This window comes from Acinetobacter sp. ANC 3813 (assembly GCF_002135435.1).
GTDB lineage: Bacteria > Pseudomonadota > Gammaproteobacteria > Pseudomonadales > Moraxellaceae > Acinetobacter.
This window is the reverse complement of sequence record NZ_NEGK01000004.1, coordinates 1-20,925: the sequence shown is the minus strand read 5'-3', so window position 1 is coordinate 20,925 and position 20,925 is coordinate 1. Positions and strand designations below refer to the sequence as shown.

Below are 20,925 nucleotides of genomic sequence, written 5' to 3'. Positions count from 1 at the left end.
AAAGATGAATGCATTAATACAAGATAATTACACTAAATCCGCTTCTTCTCCACAGCAATAGAGAACACTGTATATCAGCAAGACAGATTTTAATGACTGCCATTACAGATGGACTAGATGGCGCAGAGAATGACATTCAGTTGGATAGCTGCATATCGAAGAATGAGGTGTGAAGATGATGAAAAAAGTGATTTTACTTGCGGTCTTTACAACAGCTTTGACTGGCTGTGTGGTCGCACCTTATGACGATCATTATCCGCGGGATGGCCGAAATCATTCAGGGCAATATGATCATCGTGACCGTGATCACCGCTGGGAGAATGACCGCAATGGCCGCCCAGACTGGCGTCAGCAAAACCGCCAAGGCGATAACCGCCATTCAGATGGCAGACATTCTAATTGGAACAATGAAAATAGACAGTAAGCGATTTATAAGGATTCCTTCGGGAGTGGTCTAGGCAAAAGCGGCGTTTCTGCTGCAAGACCTAAAATAACTGCCTGCATTTGACACGAAAAGGACGCGATTATCGCGTCCTTTTTTATCTTTGAGATATTTTATATGGCTTTCTTAAAGAGGCCTGCGCGGACGCTTCCTGCTTTGGTCTCTTTAATCATATGCCAGCTGCTTGGTAGCTTAAGCTGGCTTAAGTTGCAATCTGCTTCTACATAAATCAGGCCATCTGCTTTAATCAGCGGATCTGCCAAGGCGGCTAATGATTCCCATAAATCCAGACTATAAGGCGGATCTAAAAAGACCAGATCAAATTGATCTTTAAGGCTTGGCAACGTTTGCTGTGCCGTTGAAATCTTGAGTTTGGCATGCTGTGACGTGACTTTGAGCAGCTGCAAATTGTCCGTTAAAAATTTAGCCTGTGTGCGGTCAGGCTCAATCATGACCACCTGCGCTGCACCGCGGGATAAGGCTTCAAAACTCAGCGCGCCTGAACCTGCGCATATATCTAAAACCTGCGCATTTTGAATATCCCACATGAGCCAATTGAAGAGGGTTTCTCGTACACGGTCAGGTGTGGGGCGCAGGCCATCAATACTGGCAAAAGGCAGCTGACGGCGTTTCCAGTCTCCGCCAATGATACGCAACTGATTTTTCATTAATACTTACTCTTCATCCGATGGCGGATTGGCTGGGGCTGAACTTGGCGCTGCTGGAGCTGTGTTGCTTTGAACAGGATTTGACGCTGTACGCTGCGCAGCTGAACCATTTGAAGCTGCTGGTGCTGATGGGGCTATATTTTGCTGTGCAGTACTATTGGCTGTGCTTTGCAGCGGATTTTCACCGCTTGGCAATTCACTTGGTTTAATGCCGGCAGTCATCAATCCGCCACTGACTTGTGCGCTAGATGGACGAATTGGAGACTTTTTACGCTTTAACAGCCAATAATCAAAAATTGGACGGGCCAGCTGGGCAGCCGAGCCGCCGTGCTTGCCGTTTTCCCAAACGACAGCAATGGCTATTTCAGGATTGTCTGCAGGAGCAAAGCCGACAAAAAGACCATGGTCCAGCTGGCGCTCAGTCAGCAGGGCTTCATTATAGCGTTTGCCTTGAGCGATACTTTTAACCTGAGCGGTACCAGTTTTGCCGGCAATTTTATACATTGGGGTGCGAATGCCGCGGCCAGTACCTGTTTCGATTACATCAACCATTGCATCGCGCATTTTGATCCAATCTTCAGGCTTGCCGTTAAACTCAATTTTGCCGTCCGGCGCATTATGCACAGTGTGCGGTTTTGGCCCTTTGCTTTCGCGCAGGACATGCGGCACAACATGATGGCCTTCATTGGAAGTGATTGCGGTTGCCATAGCTAACTGAAGCGGTGTTGCGGTAAATGCGCCTTGACCAATACTGACTGAAATGGTCTCACCTTTCAGCCATTTGGTTTTGCGGGTACGCATTTTCCATTCAGGGCTTGGGTAGAGTCCCGAGCTTTCACTTGGCAAATCCACGCCCGTTTTTTCGCCGTAGCCAAATTGACGCATCCATGAATTCATGCGGTCTATACCCATGCGGTAAGCAAGAATATAGAAGTAGGTATCACATGAAACAGCTTGCGCTTTGTGCAGATTAACGACGCCATGACCCGTTTTGCGCCAGTCACGGAAGCGGTGAGAGTCGCCAGGCAAAGAGAAATAGCCAGGGTCATTAATGGCCGTACTCCAGTCCACCAAATTATAATGGATGCCGCCTAAGCCAAACATGGGCTTAATGGTCGATCCGGGCGGATAAGAGCCTTGTACTGCACGGTTATACAGCGGCTGATCCAGATCATCACGCAAAGCTGAATAGTCTTTGCTGCTGATGCCTGTCACAAATAAATTTGGATTGAAGCTCGGGCTGGACACTAGTGCTAAAATTTCGCCAGTACGCGGGTCCATTGCAACAATTGCGCCGCGGCGGTCAGCAAGCTGTTCAGAGGCAACGGCCTGCAAGCCATAGTCCAAAGACAGATAAAGGTCATTGCCGCGGACAGGATCTTTACGGCCCAGATGGCGCAGCACATTGCCATGCGCATCGGCTTCCACAGACTCATTGCCCGGCAAGCCATGCAATAAATCTTCATAGTATTTTTCGACGCCGATTTTCCCAATCAGGTTGGTGCCGGCATATAAATCTTTATCAATTTCTTTTAATTCTTTGTCATTGATACGGCCTACATAGCCAATGACGTGCGCAAACAGTTCACCATGCGGGTAGTAGCGGGTCATCTGCGTTTCTATATTGACACCGGGGAACTGGAATTTCACTTCACTGAAACGCGCAATTTCAGTTTCATTTAAATTCAGTTTCAGCGCAACGCGTTCTGTTTTCTTAGAGGTTTTAATCCGGCTTTTAAAACGGTCTATATCTTCTTGCGTCAGATTGATAATTGGAATTAAGCGCTTAACAGTATCATCTATATCTTCAATGTCCGCACGGCTCATGGTGGCTGAGAAAACAGGGTAGTTGTCAGCAAGTAAGACGCCGTTGCGGTCGTAAATATAGCCGCGCGCAGGCGGCAGGGGCTGCAGCCGTACGCGGTTTTTATCTGAGTCTGTTGCGAATTTGTCGTAATTGAAAATTTGCAGATAGGAATACCGCGCAACCAAGAGCAGTAAAAAGAAGATCACAATACCCAGTGAGAAATAAATGCGATTGCGGAAAATGCGCTTTTCTTGCTGTACATTTTTTAAAGGAAAGTGCTGCTTCATATGCAATCGGCTTGAGATACACAAAGGGAAAATTAAGGGTCACCATTCTATCGCAAGTTCCCAAAATTTGATAAGCCAATTCAGCACTGTATTGTAAGTTTTGCCTAAACTTTGACTTTGCAGACATTAAAAAAGTACGGTGCTGTATATAAGAGTACATATTATTCTGCTAAAGTCGGAAAGCATAAAAATAGGACTGATTACAACTAAAAAGCCTGAAATTAAGGACGATGGTGAAAATAATGAACAAAGCATATTCTTTGTTAGCATTGGCATTTATTGCGAATGCAGCGGCAGCGCAAGACAGCGGTTTTCTGCCGGAAGCAAATTTAGCGGGAGCAGATGTTGCTACGTGGAATGTTGGGGCCGGATTTACACAAAAATTAATACATCTAAATGGTGAATGGGTTAATCCATACGGTATTGCGTATGCAAAAGCAGGTATTTTTTTAAATGGCGATAAGGATTACGGCGCGCAAGTCGGTTTCCGCCATCCTATTCATTTTACCGGTAAAGACAAAAATGGCTATTACCTTGGCGTATATGCAGGCCATTTAGAAAGCAAAGAAGTTGATGGCGAATATGAAAGCCGTTTAGGCGGCGGTGTTGATTTATCCTATGTTATGCTGAGCAAAGAACGTATCAGCACATTCAGTGTCGGTATTGGCGCTGGTGAGGAATTAGCAGATCGAACTGGCCGTGTCATTGAAGAAACAGAACCGAAAATACAATTCTCCTATACTCTAAGTATCGGTTTATAGTGAGAATATTCAACTTTATTTGAATTAAAAATTCTCTGAATACAATTAAATATGGAAGTTATGCATGCTTGAGTTCGTCAATGAGTTGTGGCAAACCTTTTTGAAACGGCCAGATTTCTGGGCTGTACTCAGCATTATTCCTGTTACTGCTTTTGTTACTTGGGCGCATGTCTGGATGGCGCTGAAAATGGTGTTTTACCCAATTAATTTCTGGGGATTCCACCTTGGCCCGCTGCCAGTAGGCTGGCAGGGGATTGTGCCGCGTAAAGCGGGGCGCATTTCAGGCATTATCACCGATAACACCTTGTCTAAATTGGGTTCTTTGCGTGAGTTTTTGGATGCTATGGACCCGGAAGACATGGCGCGTATTATTGGCGAACAAGTCGGTTTTGAGCTGGAGCATTTAATTGATGAAGTCATGATTGACCGCAATGCTGTGCTGTGGGAAAACTTGCCGTATTCGATTAAGCGCCGTATTTATGCTCAAGCCAATAAACAAATGCCGGGTATCTTAAGAGAACTTGTGACCGAGCTGACCATGAACGTCGAGTCACTTGTGGATATGCGTGAAATGGTGGTCAGCCAAATGGAGGGTGACCGCCGTCTTATGGTGCGCATGTTCCTTAAAGTCGGTCAAAAAGAAATCAACTTTATTTGGCATATCAGCGCGCTGATCGGGATGTTCTTCGGGGTGTTCCAGATGATCGTTTGGTTCGTAGTGCCATGGCATTGGACTGTGCCATTTTGGGCATCTGTCTGGGGCTTTTTAACCAACTGGATCGCCATCTGGATGGTCTTTAATCCAATCGAGCCGCATTACATCCGTTATCCGCAATTCTTTGAATTAACGAAGAATCGTAAGTTTCCTTGGATCAAGCCAGTCATTCCACGCTTAGGCACTTACAATATTCAGGGCGCGTTTATGAAGCGTCAGGAAGAGGTCTCTGATGTATTTGCCAGCGTAGTGACTGAAGACCTGATTACATTGAAATCGATCATGACTGAAATGATGTATGGCGCTAAAAAAGACAAGACCCGCCGGATTGTGAAGCGCCATATTAATGAAATTATGGAAACTCCGCTGGTTAGGACGTCTTTACAGCTGTCTTTAGGGCCAAGAGAGTACGCAAAACTCAAGACAGACTTGATTGATCGCTCAATTGAAATTACGATGGTGCCTGTATGCGACCCTGCGTTTAATGCGAGCCGTGCACAGAAAATCTTTCAAATGTTCAAAGACCGTATCCGTGAGCTGACACCGAAGGAGTTTCAAAATCTATTACGTCCTGCATTTCAGGAAGACGAATGGATTTTAATTGTTTTGGGTGGGGTAACTGGCTTTATTGCAGGTACAATACATTTGTTTGTGGCTTTCTTATAATTAGATGCTGAACCGTGTCAGATGTCTGGCAGGCACACGGCGTCAAATACATTGTTTAAATGAGGATGTTTTTTTATGCGCATTATATTACTCGGACCTCCTGGAGCAGGTAAAGGTACTCAAGCTCAGTTGATCTGTAAGCGCTACAATGTCCCACAAATTTCAACCGGTGATATGCTCCGTGCTGCGATTCGTGAAGGTACTGAATTAGGTCTTAAAGCTAAAAGCGTCATGGAAAGCGGCGGTCTAGTTTCAGATGAATTGATCATCGGACTGGTAAAAGAGCGTATTGCTCAGCCTGACTGTGCAAACGGCTGCATCTTTGATGGTTTCCCACGCACAATTCCACAAGCAGAAGCTTTGGAAAAAGTAGGCATTAACATTGATCACGTGATCGAAATTGATGTTCCGGATGAAGAGATCGTTCAGCGTTTGTCTGGCCGCCGTCAGCATCCTGCTTCTGGCCGTGTATACCATATTGTATACAACCCGCCTAAAGTGGAAGGGAAAGACGACGAAACTGGTGAAGAGCTGGTTCAGCGTCCAGATGACCAAGAAGCGACAATCCGTAAGCGTTTAGGCTCTTACCACACAGAAACTGAACAGTTGGTCGGCTTCTATCAAGGCCGTGCAGCGTCTGGCGAAAATGCGCCAACGTATGACAAGCTGAATGGCTTGCGTCCAATTGATGAAGTTCAAACGGATCTTTTTGCAATTCTAGACAAGTCAAAATAATCTGCCCGTTCAGATTTTGACTTTCAAAGAGTCCTAAGTCATATTAGGGCTCTTTTTTTATTGTGCGGTAGTGGAGATAGGCTGTGGAGCAAATTGCGGTAGTTTTGGTATTGATTTTGGCTGCAGCAGTTATTTTGGGCCTACTGTTTTTCAGTTTTAAACTTTTAAGAAAAACCCAAGAACAAGAAATTCAAGAACGCAGATTACAGCCCCAAAAAACCAAAGAATATCAGCTGCATCCTAAGCTGAAAAAAGAGCTGCAAATGAAAGAAGAGCAGGAAAAAGCCCAGCAACAAAAAAAGCAAGACTGAATTTGGCCTGCCATGTATGGAGCACATTTTAGCGGCAGCATGTGATCTGCCGCGTGGCTGCTCAGATGTTTTAAGCGTCTATATTTTTTACAGCAATTTCACGGCTGGCGCCAAACTCGAAACGGTCGGGCCAGTTGCAGACATCTGACACAATACATTCACCGCATTTTGGCTTACGTGCGATGCAGCAATAGCGTCCATGTAAAATCATCCAGTGATGCGAGTCGACGATAAATTCTTTAGAAATCACTTTAACTAAACGGTGTTCGACTTCCAGCACGTTCTTGCCGACTGCTAAGCCTGTGCGGTTGCCTAAGCGGAAGATGTGCGTATCTACAGCCATGGTCGGCTGTCCAAAGGCAGTATTGAGCACAACGTTCGCTGTTTTACGGCCAACGCCCGGCAAGGCTTCTAAATCCGCGCGGTTATCCGGTACCACACTGTGATGTTTTTCGATCAGCATCTTGCAGGCTTTGATCACATTTTCAGCTTTGGAATTATATAAACCAATGGTTTTAATATATTCCTTTAAACCGTCAATACCCAATGCATAAATGGCTTCTGGCGTATTGGCGACTGGAAAAAGTTTATCTGTGGCTTTATTGACGCTGACGTCAGTCGCTTGCGCAGACAAAGTGACTGCAACCAGCAGTTCAAATGGGCTTGAATAATTCAGTTCGGTTTTGGGGTTAGGGCGCTGCTCACGAAGCCGTTCAAAAAAAGTTTGAATCTGCTTTTTGGTCATGTTTTTAACGGCCATCTTATTCCCCTTGCAGTAAGGTCAGCTGCTGAGTCAGATCATTCAGCAAAACACGTTTTTTCTCATCATCACGCACGCTGAGCTGCTTTTCCAGTTTTTTAATTTGGGTACGCAGCTTGGCCAGTTCAATCGTGGTTTTGGCATCTTGAGTGACAGAGTTTTTATCTGATTTTTCAGCAACTTCAATGCTTGGCACATTGTCTGAGCGCATTGAGAAACGGGCAAAAAGCGCGGTATCAATTTCTGCGCGAACGACTGGGCCTTTACGCTGTGCACTGCGCTGTTCTTCACGCTGTATATGTGCGTAGTAGCGCTGGCGCAGATTATCCTGTTCAGCAGTGCGTGCAGTTTTAGACGGCAGAAGCTGCATATCTTCGACCAGATCAATACAGTCCACTGGGCAGGGTGGAATGCACAATTCACAGCCGGTACAGAGGTCAGTGAGCACAGTATGCATCAATTTTCCGGAACCAATAATCGCGTCCACTGGACAGGCGCTGATGCATTTGGTGCAGCCAATACATTCGTCTTCGCGAATAACGGCTTTCATACGCTGCGGGCGCCCGTCTTGCTGGATTGGCCAGACGCTTGCTTCAGCGGGTAATACTGCTCGTTTTAATAATGCGGCAAGTGCATCTGCAACAGGCTGTCCGCCCGGTACACATTTATTGGCGTCTTCACCTTCAGCAATGGATTTTGCATAAGGCAAACAGCCATCTCGATGGCCGCAAAGTCCGCATTGGGTTTGCGGAAGCAGCGCATCAATGTTTTGAATGAGGGAAATTTGAGTATTCATGTGTAACCGAAATATTGTGCAGACAGCGTGAAGCAGGTTGCCGAGGCGCAATACTAGCATGTTTTTACATAGAATTCGCTTGTTCTAAAATGGTGATATAACCGAATTAAAACAGTGCAGATGAGGTATTTTTATATTCTTTAAAGTTATTTGTTTTATAAGAAAAAAGACTGATAAAATTGTGCAATGCATTGTTTTAGATAGGTAAATGATAAAAAAAATAAAAATATATTGCTGAAATGTTAATAAGAGTATTTAATGATTTGCGCCAAAATGTATCAGTTAAATGTTTAATGGTGCATTTTGATTCGTTTTTAATTTATTTGCTGAGGATGAAGCGTTGAAATACAACAGCCTTAACGATTTTCTTGACTATGTAAAAACACGTGATTCATACCAGCCTGAATTTCTTCAAGCTGTGGAAGAAGTCATGACGAGTCTATGGCCGTTTATTGAAAAGAATCCGCAATATGCTGAACATGGTTTGCTAGAGCGCCTGGTTGAACCAGAACGCGCTATCCAATTCCGCGTTTCATGGGTAGATGACAAAGGTCAAACTCAAGTAAACCGCGCATTCCGTGTGCAATACAACTCTGCGATCGGTCCTTTTAAAGGCGGTATGCGTTTTCATCCATCAGTAAACTTATCAATTCTTAAATTTTTAGGTTTTGAACAAACATTTAAAAATGCTTTGACAACACTGCCTATGGGCGGCGGTAAAGGCGGTTCAGACTTTGACCCTAAAGGCAAATCTGAAGGCGAAATCATGCGTTTCTGCCAAGCGCTGATCATTGAATTATACCGTCACTTAGGTTCTAACACAGACATCCCTGCGGGCGATATCGGTGTAGGCGGCCGTGAAGTGGGCTATATGGCCGGCATGATGAAGAAACTCAGCAATGACACTTCATGTGTATTTACGGGTAAAGGCATGTCTTTTGGCGGTTCATTGGCGCGTCCTGAAGCGACTGGCTACGGTACTGTGTACTTCGCTGAAGAAATGCTGAAAACTCGCGGTGACAGCTTTAACGATAAAGTTGTAACGATTTCTGGTTCAGGCAACGTTGCGCAGTATGCAGCTGAAAAAGCAATGTTCTTGGGTGCTAAGGTTGTGTCACTTTCTGACTCAGCAGGTACTGTATACGTTAAAGACGGTTTCACTGATGAGCTTCTTTTAGAAGTTATGGAACTTAAAAACGTTAAACGCGGCCGTATTTCTGAATTTGCATCTAAGCACGGTTTTGAATACCTTGAAGGCAAACGCCCTTGGTCAATCAAGTGTGATATCGCACTGCCATGCGCAACGCAAAACGAATTAGATGCTGATGATGCAGCAGTGCTTCTTGCAAATGGCGCAATCTGTGTAGCTGAAGGCGCGAACATGCCGTCTACATTGGCTGCGGTTGAGAAATTTGTTGAAGCGAAAATTTTGTATGCACCAGGTAAAGCATCAAATGCTGGCGGTGTAGCGACTTCTGGTTTAGAAATGTCTCAAAACGCGATTCGTTTGGGCTGGACTTTTGAAGAAGTTGACGAACGTCTGCATGCCATCATGAAAGAAATTCACCGCAACTGTGTGAAATTCGGTACTGAAGCAGATGGTACTGTGAACTATGTAAACGGCGCAAACATTGCAGGCTTCGTAAAAGTTGCTGATGCGATGCTGGCGCAAGGCGTTTACTAAGCTAAACGGTCTGTCATAGACAGGTGCTGTAAAAGCAGCATGCAAAAAAACCGAGGCCATTGCCTCGGTTTTTTATGCTTTGAGCATTTGAAGGGCTAGAGCAAAATTACAATGCGCCTTTGACCGTTTCGCGCTCAATGATCATATCCTGAACATAGGCGTATTTTGATTGATCTGCTGCTGGGTGCTTAATTTCATAGCGTTTAATTCGAACCACTTGACGCTCTTTAGATGTGTGCGTAAAGCCTTCAATTTGATCGTAGAACAATGTCCAGTCTTTATCGACCTGAGTTTTTACGCCATTTTCAGCGTATTTAATTTCACGCACTTGCAGACAGTTCTGTTTTGCAACACCTGTACATTCTTTCGTTTCTGGGCTGATTTCCAAAAAGATGGTTTCGCCTTGTGTTTGATATTTCGTTTCAGGCGTCATTTTTCCTGTAAATACCAGCGGTTCACCCTGAGTATTCACAATGGATAATGTTGGATTCTGAGCATCTTTCAGATTTAATACAAACGGCGCTTTGCGATCTTGGAATAGCTGGGCCGCCACGCCTTCCTGCTTCATGGCGTTATCTGGGCAAGCCATTTGTGTTGACATCAGAGCGCCAGTCACAATTTGGTTGTTTTCAATTTTCCAACTGCCCGCCATCGAGTTGCAGCTGGTCGAAATACTTAAGCGATTGTCATCCGAAAATCTTAAAACCAGCGGTTTTGGCGCATTTGGAGTATTCGCGCTCCATTCGTATGCAGCCAATGTTTTATCTGCATTTTGCTGATGAAGAACGGACACGGCCAAATCTCCTGCCTTTTGGATGTCGCTGGATTGACATGCTGCGAGTGCAAGTGGGAAGAGTGCAATTGCTAAGTATTTTAATTTCATTGTCTGCTCAACGAGTTTGTTAAAAAGTAATTTATTTAAAAACAAGATGAAGCATAACGTATTCATGATTAAAAAGAATGAATACATTCTGATCGATTAGGTGTCAAAATGTATCCATTCTTTTAAGTTTGTAATTGTTAAACTTTTAATTATTAATCGAAGCGGTAGATATCCATGCCTAAAGATCCCATGCTGAAGCTGCTGTGCACAATGTTAAAGCGGGGACCAGTACCCATTGAAAAGAACAGGGGTGAAAAATGCTCTAAGCTCGGATGATTACGCTCGACATAGGGAATCGATTGCCAGTCCAGCACCGCATCAAAATCATTGTGCGCCAGTTTGCCCGTCACATAATTACGGAATGTAGACGCCCATTCAGGAACAGGCGCTGGCTGTCGGTCCCAAGATAGTTCACGCAAATTATGGGTAATGCTGCCAGAACCGATCAGCAAAATCTGCTTTTCACGCAGCGGCGCAAGCGCTTGTCCAATGGCATAGATCTCTTTAGAAGACAGATGCATGGGCAAGGCAATTTCTACAACAGGAATATCTGCCTCGGGGTACATGTGCAGCAGCGGCATCCATACGCCGTGATCACGCGGGCGTGTGCTGTTGGCATGCGCAGAAAAACCCGCTTCGGCTAAAAGTTGCAGGATATCTTCAGCCAAATCAGGCTGACCTGGTGCAGGGTAGCGGATTTCATACAGTTCAGGCGGGAATCCGCGGAAATCATGCCATGTGTCTGGACGAATACCCGTGCTGACTTCCAGCGAATTGCTTTCCCAATGTGCAGACATCACGATGATTGCTTCAGGTTTTGGCAGGTTCAGGCTGAGGCGTTCCAGCGCTGGCCCCACTTGCTCAGGATTAATGGCAAGCATCGGGGAGCCATGGGAAATAAATAAACCGGGGAGAGTTTGCAGATTCATCGCGGTACGCCTAATAAACTGTTCTGTAAGAATTTTGCCAAAATGCACTGTTGAAATAAATACTTGATTAATCAACAAAACGTTGCATTAATGCAACGCTCATCATGAATGCATTAGCCTGCACGGTGGTATGGGTGATTGTTGTTGATGCTCATTGCTCGGTACAGCTGCTCAATCAGCATCACACGTACCATAGGATGCGGCAATGTCAGCTTAGATAAAGACCAGTGCCAAGCCGCTGCTTTACGTACAGCTTCTGAATGGCCGTCTGGCCCGCCAATGGCGAGGACAATATCATTGCCTTCAAGCATCCAGCCTTTCATGGTTTCTGCCAGTTTTTCTGTGCTGAATTCACGGCCGCCCACTTCCAGCGCAATCAAGGTTTCATTTTGCTTGATGGCATTTAAAATACTGTCGCCTTCAATTTGACGGTATTTTAAAATATCGGCTTCAGAATCATTTTTACCGCGCTTCGCCATCGGCAGTTCAATAATTTGAGTTTGCACAAAGGGCTGAATACGCTTGAAGTAGTCTTCAAAGCCAGTCAGCACCCATGCAGGCATTTTTTGACCAATGGTGATAATGCGGATTTTCATAGCGGGCTGCAATCTATAGAAAGGCGCATTATAGCGTGAAAATACGCTTTGCTAATGTCCGAAACAATTTGCAATTGAATTGTGGCGCTTGTTGTTGTTTTAATATTCATTAAGATATTTTCGTCTGTCATGTGCATGGAATAATAACAATGATTCAATGGCTGCATCGATATGCACTGCAAAAAAACGTACAGCGGCTTGTCTTCGGCCTAGTGGCATTTAGCTTAAGCCCCTTGCTGCATGCCAATAACGCTAATAATGCAGAGCCGAAAAACCTGACAGTCTATATGGAACAGCTGCTGGCAGGCGGAGATTACCGCACTTTTAAAGAAGTCAAAGAGCTGAACCGGGTTTCCGCATGGATCCGCGAGCAAATGCGGCTGTTTGGTGTGCCATGCCAGTATCAAACCTATAAAGTGAATGATGAAGCTTACCGCAACGTGGTCTGCACTTTAAAAGGCAAGTCTGCAGATAAAGTGATTGTTGGCGCGCATTATGATGTTTTTGAAGAAAAACCGGGTGCAGATGATAATGCTTCAGGTGTGGCAGGCGTGATAGAAACAGCTCGAATTTTGGCTGCGGAGAAATCGCAGTTAAAAAATACCGTGGAATTTGTATTTTATACATTAAATGAAGCGCCATTTTCAGGCACAGAAGACATGGGCAGCTACATTCATGCTAAAGCTGCAGCGAAGCAGCCGGAGCAGATTCAAAGTATTTATATTTTAGAAAATATTGGTTATTACGACAGCAGTTTTGTACAGGAATATCCCATTGGCTTGAAATGGATTTATCCGAGTCATGGCAATTTTATTGCAGCGGTAGGGAATTTACAGTCACGCGCAATGACCGGAGATTTTTGCGGCGCCATGAAAAATTTAAATCAGCTGCAATGTGAGCGCCTGATTGCGCCATCTTTTGTGCAGGCGATGGATTTTTCAGATCATAATAATTATTGGGCGTTTGATTTGCCCGCGATTGTGATTACAGATACAGGCATTTACCGCAATAAGAATATTCATACCGATCAAGATATCATTGATAAATTGGATGTTGAAAAAATGGGGCAGGTGGTCAATGGCTTGGTGCAGGCAATATTAAAATAATCAGCAGGCACTTGCTTGAAATGCTTTGCAAGCAATTCAGTTTAAGAATCTGCAGCCATAAAAAACGCAGTCCTGAAAGCCTTTGGACTGCGATAAAAGATCATCTGCCTGGAGATGCAGATGACCATTTTAGGACTCGTACTTTGAGAAAGTGCAGAGCCCAACCGGAACATACAGCGCAGTATGCCTTTAAAATAAACATGGGGGTGAAACTGTATTTTTCAAGTATCTAAATTGGTTTAGATATAGAGTAAAACTGCAGTTTTATACAAAACAAGCCAGCGATAAAATGAAACGAGATTCTGTCTGTACAAATTAATAATTTGTGCAGAACGGTGCACAGCTTAAAGTAATACTGTACGACAAAAATATGGTTTTGAAAATATTTGTTTAAAATTTAAACAATTCTGAGTTGGTCGCCGACCTATTACGGAAGCATAAAGAGGCAAGGCATAGGCTGATATACAGCAAAAAAAAAGAGCGCCGAGGCGCTCTTTTTTGTACAGAAACCAGATTAATGACGGGCAGCTTTACCTTCACCTGCTGCTTTGACAATTGGTGCTTTCACTAAAGGTTTTGGAGTTTCAATTAAAGCGAGTTTCAAAATTTCATCGATGCTTTTCACTGCTTTAATTTCCAAGCCTTCTTTAACATTGGCTGGGATTTCAGCCAAGTCTCGCACGTTGTCTTGCGGGATGAAGACCAGTTTAATACCGCCGCGGTGAGCCGCTAAGAGTTTCTCTTTTAACCCGCCGATGCGCATTGCACGGCCGCTTAAGCTCGTTTCACCTGTCATTGCTACGTCAGGACGAATGGCAATTTTGGTGAAAGCTGAAACCAGCGCCAATGTTAATGCTAAACCTGCAGAAGGACCGTCTTTTGGTGTTGCGCCTTCAGGCAAATGCACATGCACATCGGTTTCTTCAAAGCGGGAAGCTTCAATGCCCAGTTCATCTGCACGGGTACGTACTACAGTCATTGCTGCTGTAATTGACTCTTTCATCACATCGCCAAGCGAACCTGTCGTAATGAATTTACCTTTGCCCGGTACAGCAGCAACTTCAATGGTCAGCAATTCACCGCCAACTGAAGTCCAAGCCAAACCATTGACACGGCCGACTTGCGCTTCGTCTTCAGCCATGCCGAAGTCGAACTTGTGCGGGCCTAAGTAGTCAGGCAAGTTGCTTGAAGTCACTTCAAGCTGAAGATTCTTCACTTTTTTGCTAACCGCTTCTTTTACCACTTTACGCGCAATTTTAGACACTTCACGCTCAAGGCTACGTACACCAGCTTCGCGGGTATAGCGCTGCACGATGTCGCGAATGGCTTCTTCATGCACAGTGAGTTCTTTGGCACGCAGGCCATTGTTCTTAATTGCTTTTGGAACAAGGTAGCGTTCTGCAATATTCACTTTTTCGTCTTCGGTATAACCCGGCAGGCGAATCACTTCCATACGGTCTAACAGCGCTTCTGGAATATTCATGCTGTTTGCAGTACAGATGAACATCACTTCAGATAAATCCAGATCAAGATCTAAATAGTGATCGTTGAATTTATTGTTCTGTGATGGATCAAGCACTTCAAGCAGCGCAGATGCTGGGTCGCCGCGGTAGTCTTGCGCCATCTTGTCAATTTCATCGAGCAAGAACAGCGGATTCTTCACACCGACTTTCGTCAATGACTGCACAATTTTACCCGGCATAGCGCCAATGTATGTACGGCGGTGACCGCGGATTTCCGCTTCATCACGCACGCCGCCTAAGGCCATGCGGACAAATTCACGGCCTGTCGCTTTTGCTACAGACTCACCCAGTGAGGTTTTACCTACACCTGGAGGACCAACCAAACATAAAATTGGGCCTTTGAGTTTTTTCACACGAGACTGCACAGCAAGGTATTCTACAATGCGGTCTTTCACGTCATCTAAGCCGTAATGATCCGCATCTAAAATTTCCTGCGCTTTCGCCAAGTTAATGCTGACTTTGCTCGCTTTATTCCAAGGCGTATCTAAAATCACCTCTAAATAGTTGCGAACAACAGCTGCTTCACTAGAAGCAGGCTGCATCGCTTTAAGCTTGCGGAACTCCGCTTCAGCTTTTTTACGCACATGCTCTGGCAAGTCTGCTTCTGCAAGGCGTTTTTCAATTTCCGCAACGTCATCTTCTGCGCCGCCATTCATGTCGGAAAGTTCGCGCTGAATCACCTTCATCTTTTCATTGAGGAAGTATTCGCGCTGGTTTTTCTCCATTTGGCGTTTCACAGAATCATGCAACGTCTGTTCAATTTGCTGTTCTTCAGACTGCTGCAATAGGTAAGTCATCAGCTCTTGCAGATGCGCTTCGAATTCATCGTGCTCGAGGAATTTTTGCTTCACGTCAATATTCAAAGGCACACGTGTCGCAACGAAGAACAATAATTGCAATAGGTCATCAATTTTGTTGGCTGCTGCAATCAGTTCACGCGCATTGCGCAGTTTCGCTTCCGCATATTGAGCGAACATGGTGCGCAGCTCTTCAATGCGAGACTGCTGAGCATCAGTTTCTGCTGCAATGGTCATCGGGCTTAAGTCATGTTCTGCAGAGAGGTATTCATCATTGTCGATGATTTTAACCAGCTTAGAACGATGCAGGCCTTCGATTAATACTTTAATACAGTTTTCATCATTTTCGTGATTCACCACTTGCACAATCTTCGCGACAGTACCGTACTGATATAAATTGTCGTGATCAATTTCTTCTGTCAGCGAATCTTTTTGCGCAACTACAAATACTAGGTTGTCACTGTTACGAGCCACGTCCACTGCATTGATCGATTTTTCACGACCCACAAATAACGCAATTTGCATATGCGGATAAACCACCACATCACGCAGCGCTAATAGCGGTAATACACCTGGAACCTGCGGCTCTAAGTTTTCTTCATTCATAATAATTTCAGACATGGGCACTCCTAATGAGTGACAAAGTAATTTGTCATGTTTTTTATAGTGATGGGTATTTTAAAAATTACAAGGGCAGGTCTGAATAAATTGTATGAAAAATGAGTAAATATGTGATTTTAAAACAGTCTCAATCTGGAATTAGCCCATTTTTCGCTTAAACAGAATGTGCATTTCCGGTGTAAGCAAAGCATCTAAGGGTTGATCCCAAGGCTCACGCGCGAGCGGTTGCCGAATCAGCTGAAAAGAATGGGCCAGACCTAGGCGGAACGGTTTGCGATAAGCTGAGGCCAGTGTTTTATCGTAGTAGCCGCCGCCCATGCCTATGCGGGTGCCGTGAATATCACAGGCCAGTAATGGCATGAGCAGCAAATCCAAATTTGATACATGCATACCGCGTGCAGCCATAGGCTCTTTCATACCCAGTGGATGGTGTGAAAAGCGTTTATTGCGGTATTGATCATTTGAAATCTGAACCCAGACCAGACGCTGATTCATATTGCAGATCATGGGTAAATAGACAGCTTTGCCATGCACAAAACAGTATTCCATGATTTTACCTGTATGAATTTCACCAAAAGCGTGCAGATAGACACCGATTTTTTGAGCGCGCTGAAATTCAGGCTGGCGAATAATCCGATTGAATACGCTTTGTTCAGCTTGCTTTTGCTGAAAAGAATTGAGAGCGCGGCGCTGCTTGCGAAGCGTTTTACGGAGTGTATTCAGTGAATTTGGCATGCAGATTGGGCTAAGTTTTTTTAAAGTTTAATCGTTTAGCTTTGGACTGCAAGTATTTATATGGCAAAACAAATCGCGTGATGATCATATTGAGGTTTAAAAGCAAAGTTTGAATCTAGATTTTCCGTTTATCTAAATTATTCGACAGCATGGATATTTCATCGGAATAGCTGCACATGAATATATTTACACTTGTATATTTATTCAAGCTTAACTTATATGCAAAGGGAAAAGCATCTAAATGACACAGGCCAATACAATGTATGGCTAGTTTGTCATTGAATAAAACAAAAATAAAACATCAGGCTAAATGCAAAATAAATCAAAGCAATGTGTCCAAAATGCATATTTGGCAGATTGCTGGAGAATAAAAATGAAAGCTAAAACAAGCTTAAAGTTAAAAACAAAAATGATTACTGGATTCGCTGCATTAACGGCAGCGGCATTTGGTGCAAGCGCCGTATTTGCTGCAGCGCCGCCCAATACCCAGCAGGTCTTTTTTGTTGGCAATAACTGGGATGGGACGGCCACAGTCATTCGTTCAGCAGGTGATTACGGAAAAATTGGCGTTATTAATATGATTCCTGACCGTAAGGATCGGCTGCTGGAAATTCATGTAAATCCTGTGAAATTGATTGCATATACCTATATTCAATCCACAGCTGGTGAAGGGCATGATCAGCTGGTAGATGATATGTATTCCACACCAGACGGCAAATCCGTAGTAGCTTCCCGTCCAAGTTTTGCAGATGTGGTCTCGATTAATATTGCAAGCGGCAAAATCAATTGGCGTACCCCAGTGCAAGGTTTTCGCGCGGACCATATGGCCGTGTTACCAGACGGACAGCAGGTCGCGGTTTCAGCGTCTTCAGGCAATGTGGTGCAGGTGCTGGATATTCATACAGGCAAAGAATTAGGCCGCTTTGATACAGGGGATAAACCGCATGAAAATATCTATTTTGACGGCGGCAGCAAGATTTTGAACTCTGCGATCGGCAATGTCGAAACATCAATGGATGCGGCATGGCAAGATTTTACCAAAGGTAAACGCTTTTTTACTATTGCAGATGCCAGTAATTATAAAGTGCTGAAAAAAATTGACTTCCGCCCAGCACTGGATGCGTTTGGACGTAAGGATTTGTCAAATGCAGTCAGGCCAATGGTGCTGAGTAAAGATGAAAGCAAAATATATGCACAGGTTTCATTTTTTAATGGCTTGGTTGAATATGATTTAAATCAAGACAAAGTCACACGTATTGGTCAGTTGCCGGGCAGTTCAACTATTCCATCTGACCGAACGAAGTGGGTGAATGATTCTCGGCATCATGGCCTATCTATAAGTGCCGATGGAGAAAAACTCTGTGTGGCTGGAACTATGGATGATTATGCCACCATTGTAGATCGGCAAACATTAAAGGCGGGGAAGCTTATTGCCGCGGGGAAACCGTATTGGGCCACCCGCAGCCCAGATGGCAAAAATTGTGTCATATCTGAAAGCGCCAATGATGCAGTCACGGTGATCAATTTTGATACGGGTGAGAAAGTGCTTAGCGTGCCTGTGGGCAATCATCCGCAGCGGGTAAGAATAGGCTATGCGCCTGCAGACTGGTCTACGCCCTGATTTCAAGCATTGAAAACGAAAAGCTTAAGGTTTGAATTAAACCGCCGAGATGATGCAGGCATTTTTGTATGCCTGCATCATTATTCAAGACTGCAGTAAATAGGGCTTTGAAATATGAATGGGTTTAAATTATCAGTAATGACTGCGGCTGGGGTTATTGTCCTGTTTTTTATGCTTATTGCAATTGAACCTGAGGTGAAACCACAATACTGAAACAATCCGCGCCTTCAAAAACGATGCTCAATTCGGATGCAAAAATTGTGCAAGACATGCTGCAGCATTCGAATGTTCAGGGGCCGATACTAAAAGAACAGTCTGCGAATCAAAAGGACCTTTTGCGGCAGCGTGATCAGCTTTATGCAGAATTTGAAGCCATTAACCAAAAATTAAGCCAAGGTCAAAAGCCAGAAGAGCGAACTGTAGATACCTTGCTGCAACAGCAAATGCAGCTGGTACATGCAGGTGTGCTTTCTTCACAAGATGCGTTGAATTATTGCCAATTTTTTGAGAAAAGTCATGCCTGAAATGGACAGACAATTGAATGGGTATATTCTTGAGCTGGAAAAAATGTGAAGTGTGGCGGTAAATATTTAAGATGCTTCGATTGAATTTTATAGAGTGTGCATTTAGAAAATTCTAGTCACATTATTTGTACAGTTATTGCCATCTCCACATGGATATTGTTTTTGATAAAGGAATACGCTATCAATAGAAAATAAATGATTTATATATTCAAAATAAGGAACAATATGATTTCGATGATCCTGATTGTAATAATTGGACTATTACATATTTATTTTCTTATTTTGGAAATGTTTTTATGGGAAAAGCCCATTGGTTTGAAGGCCTTTGGAAATACGCGTGAAAAGGCGAAATTGACGAAAGTTTTAGCGCAAAATCAAGGGCTTTATAATGGGTTTCTCGCGGCAGGTTTGCTTTGGTCTGTATGGGTTTCTATGCCATTTTCTCAGATGCTGACCAATTTTTTTCTGTCCTGCGTGTTAATTGCCGGTATTTACGGAAGTGTGACAGCAAGCCGTAAAATTCTTTATATTCAAGCAATTCCTGCTTTAATTGCATTAATTTTGCTGAACGCAGGGTATTAAGATTATTTAAGCAAGATGTACTATATCTTGTTAATGCGCGCTTTCTAAAAAAGATCAGGAACATTGTCTGATTTCAATACCTTTTACTTTTAGCGCAAATAAATATTTAATTTTGTAAACAGGAAGATTTCACCTCAAGTATTTTTAAATTTTAAAAGTGTAAGTTATTAAAGATAAAAGGTTTAAATATTTTTTTTAAGTCAACTGGCAAAATATACCAAAAAGAAATCGGGCTAAAAAAAATATTTCTCTGTCATTATTAAGTTAAATTTCAATTATTTAAATCTTTGATTAAATATAATTCACAATGCGGGGGGTAGTGTGAATTTTTGTTTATATTTTATCATATTGTGATAATTTGTTAATAGATGTTGGTTTGGGTTGCGGATTCTATCATGTGAGATAAAAAAAGGTTTTAAAGTAAAAAAAAGAAACATAAAAAATACTATAAAAAACAGTTTAATTTGTGAACCAATACGCATTAACATTTTTTTACACGGCTGTTTTTATTAAAAAAACATTTTATTTCAAATATTTAATAGAGTTTATAATATTTTGTCACTTTTGATAAGGTTGAATGTCGGCTACTTATTTTTTTGCAATTCCCTGTTCTTTTAGAAGCATATAAACATAGAACGTTACATCTTTATAAAGCATAACTCATACAAATAACGGTCAAAAAAATCAGAGGGAGTATTTTTATGGCTAACGTCCAAGTGGTGTCCAAGCAAAGCCATCAGGTTTTGGAGCAGACACTCGACAACTCAGTTCTGTTAAAAGAGAACTCGGTTGTCAAAATCGATGTGGATAAAGAACTGGTAGAGAGCATCACGCGTGATGGTAATTCTGCTGTAGTCAAATTGAAAAATGGTGAAACCATTGTTATAGAAGATTTCTTTACTGGCGAGGCAAATGCCAACACTATCGTTTTTAATGGTGATGAGGGCTTGTATTGGGCACAGTTCACTGATGCCGCAGGTAATGTAAGTTCTTCAATTGTTTATAATCCTATACAAGATATCACCCCGCTGCTTTATGGGGAAACAGTATCATCTGCAATGCCTTGGCTAATTGGTGCAGGTTTGGCAGGTGCTGTTGCAGGCATTGCCGCAGCTATGTCAGATGATGATAACTCAAACAACAATGACTCAGACAGCGATTCTGATTCTGACTCGGATTCTGACTCTGACTCTGACTCTGACAGTGACTCGGATTCTGACTCTGACTCGGATTCTGACAGCGATTCTGACTCTGACAGCGACTCGGATTCTGACTCTGACTCTGACTCGGATTCTGATTCTGACTCTGACAGCGACTCGGATTCTGACTCTGACAGCGACTCGGATTCTGACTCTGACAGTGACTCGGATTCTGAC

General features: G+C 43.5%; 20 protein-coding genes. 11 read left to right on the top strand and 9 right to left on the bottom strand.

Annotated features, from left to right (window positions below):
- Positions 1–175 precede the first annotated feature (175 nt).
- Entirely contained in the window at positions 176–424 is a 249-nt protein-coding gene (locus B9T34_RS07100) for a membrane lipoprotein lipid attachment site-containing protein (RefSeq protein WP_086212474.1), read from the top strand.
- Between the two features lie 131 nt (positions 425–555).
- Here the strand turns inward: B9T34_RS07100 and rsmD are convergent, their stop codons facing one another.
- Positions 556–1,110 carry a 16S rRNA (guanine(966)-N(2))-methyltransferase RsmD gene (gene rsmD, locus B9T34_RS07095; RefSeq protein ID WP_086212473.1) on the bottom strand — a complete coding sequence of 185 codons (555 nt, stop codon included), beginning with the start codon at positions 1,108–1,110 and terminating at the stop codon, positions 556–558.
- Positions 1,111–1,116: 6 nt separating this feature from the next.
- Complete coding sequence (gene mrdA, locus B9T34_RS07090; RefSeq protein WP_086212472.1) at positions 1,117–3,204, bottom strand: penicillin-binding protein 2; 2,088 nt, start codon at positions 3,202–3,204, stop codon at positions 1,117–1,119.
- Positions 3,205–3,446: 242 nt separating this feature from the next.
- Between mrdA and B9T34_RS07085 the strand changes: the two genes are divergently transcribed.
- The 4 genes from B9T34_RS07085 (at position 3,447) to B9T34_RS07070 (ending at position 6,392) form a co-directional block, all read left to right on the top strand.
- On the top strand, positions 3,447–3,965 hold the full coding sequence (locus tag B9T34_RS07085) for a hypothetical protein (RefSeq protein ID WP_086212766.1): 519 nt from the start codon (positions 3,447–3,449) through the stop codon (positions 3,963–3,965).
- Between the two features lie 64 nt (positions 3,966–4,029).
- The gene (locus B9T34_RS07080; RefSeq protein ID WP_086212471.1) at positions 4,030–5,346 is read left to right on the top strand and encodes a hypothetical protein; all 1,317 of its coding nucleotides are present in this window, start codon (positions 4,030–4,032) and stop codon (positions 5,344–5,346) included.
- A 75-nt stretch (positions 5,347–5,421) separates the two neighbouring features.
- Positions 5,422–6,081, top strand: a complete 660-nt coding sequence (adk, locus tag B9T34_RS07075) for an adenylate kinase (RefSeq protein WP_086212470.1) — start codon at positions 5,422–5,424, stop codon at positions 6,079–6,081.
- 83 nt (positions 6,082–6,164) lie between these two features.
- Positions 6,165–6,392, top strand: a complete 228-nt coding sequence (locus B9T34_RS07070) for a hypothetical protein (protein WP_086212469.1) — start codon at positions 6,165–6,167, stop codon at positions 6,390–6,392.
- 70 nt (positions 6,393–6,462) lie between these two features.
- On the opposite strand, the gene nth is transcribed toward B9T34_RS07070, so the two are convergent.
- Positions 6,463–7,152 (bottom strand): endonuclease III, encoded by a 690-nt coding sequence (gene nth, locus B9T34_RS07065; protein ID WP_086212468.1) that lies wholly within the window; start codon positions 7,150–7,152, stop codon positions 6,463–6,465.
- A gap of 1 nt (position 7,153) precedes the next feature.
- Entirely contained in the window at positions 7,154–8,008 is an 855-nt protein-coding gene (locus B9T34_RS07060) for an RnfABCDGE type electron transport complex subunit B (protein ID WP_086212467.1), read from the bottom strand.
- Positions 8,009–8,288: 280 nt separating this feature from the next.
- On the opposite strand from B9T34_RS07060, the gene gdhA reads away from it, so the two are divergent.
- Positions 8,289–9,632 (top strand): NADP-specific glutamate dehydrogenase, encoded by a 1,344-nt coding sequence (gdhA, locus tag B9T34_RS07055; protein ID WP_086212466.1) that lies wholly within the window; start codon positions 8,289–8,291, stop codon positions 9,630–9,632.
- A 106-nt stretch (positions 9,633–9,738) separates the two neighbouring features.
- On the opposite strand, the gene B9T34_RS07050 is transcribed toward gdhA, so the two are convergent.
- The 3 genes from B9T34_RS07050 to rlmH form a co-directional block, all read right to left on the bottom strand.
- Positions 9,739–10,515: an META and DUF4377 domain-containing protein gene (locus B9T34_RS07050; protein ID WP_086212465.1), complete on the bottom strand. Its 777-nt coding sequence runs from the start codon at positions 10,513–10,515 to the stop codon at positions 9,739–9,741.
- Positions 10,516–10,667: 152 nt separating this feature from the next.
- Complete coding sequence (locus tag B9T34_RS07045) at positions 10,668–11,444, bottom strand: dioxygenase (protein ID WP_086212464.1); 777 nt, start codon at positions 11,442–11,444, stop codon at positions 10,668–10,670.
- A gap of 113 nt (positions 11,445–11,557) precedes the next feature.
- Positions 11,558–12,040 carry a 23S rRNA (pseudouridine(1915)-N(3))-methyltransferase RlmH gene (rlmH, locus tag B9T34_RS07040; RefSeq protein WP_086212463.1) on the bottom strand — a complete coding sequence of 161 codons (483 nt, stop codon included), beginning with the start codon at positions 12,038–12,040 and terminating at the stop codon, positions 11,558–11,560.
- Positions 12,041–12,189: 149 nt separating this feature from the next.
- On the opposite strand from rlmH, the gene B9T34_RS07035 reads away from it, so the two are divergent.
- The gene (locus tag B9T34_RS07035) at positions 12,190–13,146 is read left to right on the top strand and encodes a M28 family peptidase (RefSeq protein ID WP_086212462.1); all 957 of its coding nucleotides are present in this window, start codon (positions 12,190–12,192) and stop codon (positions 13,144–13,146) included.
- A gap of 514 nt (positions 13,147–13,660) precedes the next feature.
- On the opposite strand, the gene lon is transcribed toward B9T34_RS07035, so the two are convergent.
- Entirely contained in the window at positions 13,661–16,087 is a 2,427-nt protein-coding gene (gene lon, locus B9T34_RS07030; protein ID WP_086212461.1) for an endopeptidase La, read from the bottom strand.
- A 138-nt stretch (positions 16,088–16,225) separates the two neighbouring features.
- Positions 16,226–16,822 carry a 5-formyltetrahydrofolate cyclo-ligase gene (locus B9T34_RS07025; protein WP_086212460.1) on the bottom strand — a complete coding sequence of 199 codons (597 nt, stop codon included), beginning with the start codon at positions 16,820–16,822 and terminating at the stop codon, positions 16,226–16,228.
- A gap of 409 nt (positions 16,823–17,231) precedes the next feature.
- Between B9T34_RS07025 and B9T34_RS07020 the strand changes: the two genes are divergently transcribed.
- The 4 genes from B9T34_RS07020 to B9T34_RS18715 form a co-directional block, all read left to right on the top strand.
- A complete protein-coding gene (locus B9T34_RS07020) occupies positions 17,232–18,443 on the top strand; it encodes a YncE family protein (RefSeq protein ID WP_139841256.1) in 1,212 nt (403 codons plus the stop codon).
- A gap of 236 nt (positions 18,444–18,679) precedes the next feature.
- Positions 18,680–18,967: a hypothetical protein gene (locus tag B9T34_RS07015; protein ID WP_086212459.1), complete on the top strand. Its 288-nt coding sequence runs from the start codon at positions 18,680–18,682 to the stop codon at positions 18,965–18,967.
- A gap of 225 nt (positions 18,968–19,192) precedes the next feature.
- Positions 19,193–19,549 (top strand): DUF1304 domain-containing protein, encoded by a 357-nt coding sequence (locus tag B9T34_RS07010; RefSeq protein ID WP_086212458.1) that lies wholly within the window; start codon positions 19,193–19,195, stop codon positions 19,547–19,549.
- 701 nt (positions 19,550–20,250) lie between these two features.
- Positions 20,251–20,925, top strand: a 675-nt coding sequence (locus B9T34_RS18715) for a BapA/Bap/LapF family prefix-like domain-containing protein (RefSeq protein ID WP_139841254.1), incomplete at its 3' end; no start/stop codon positions are given.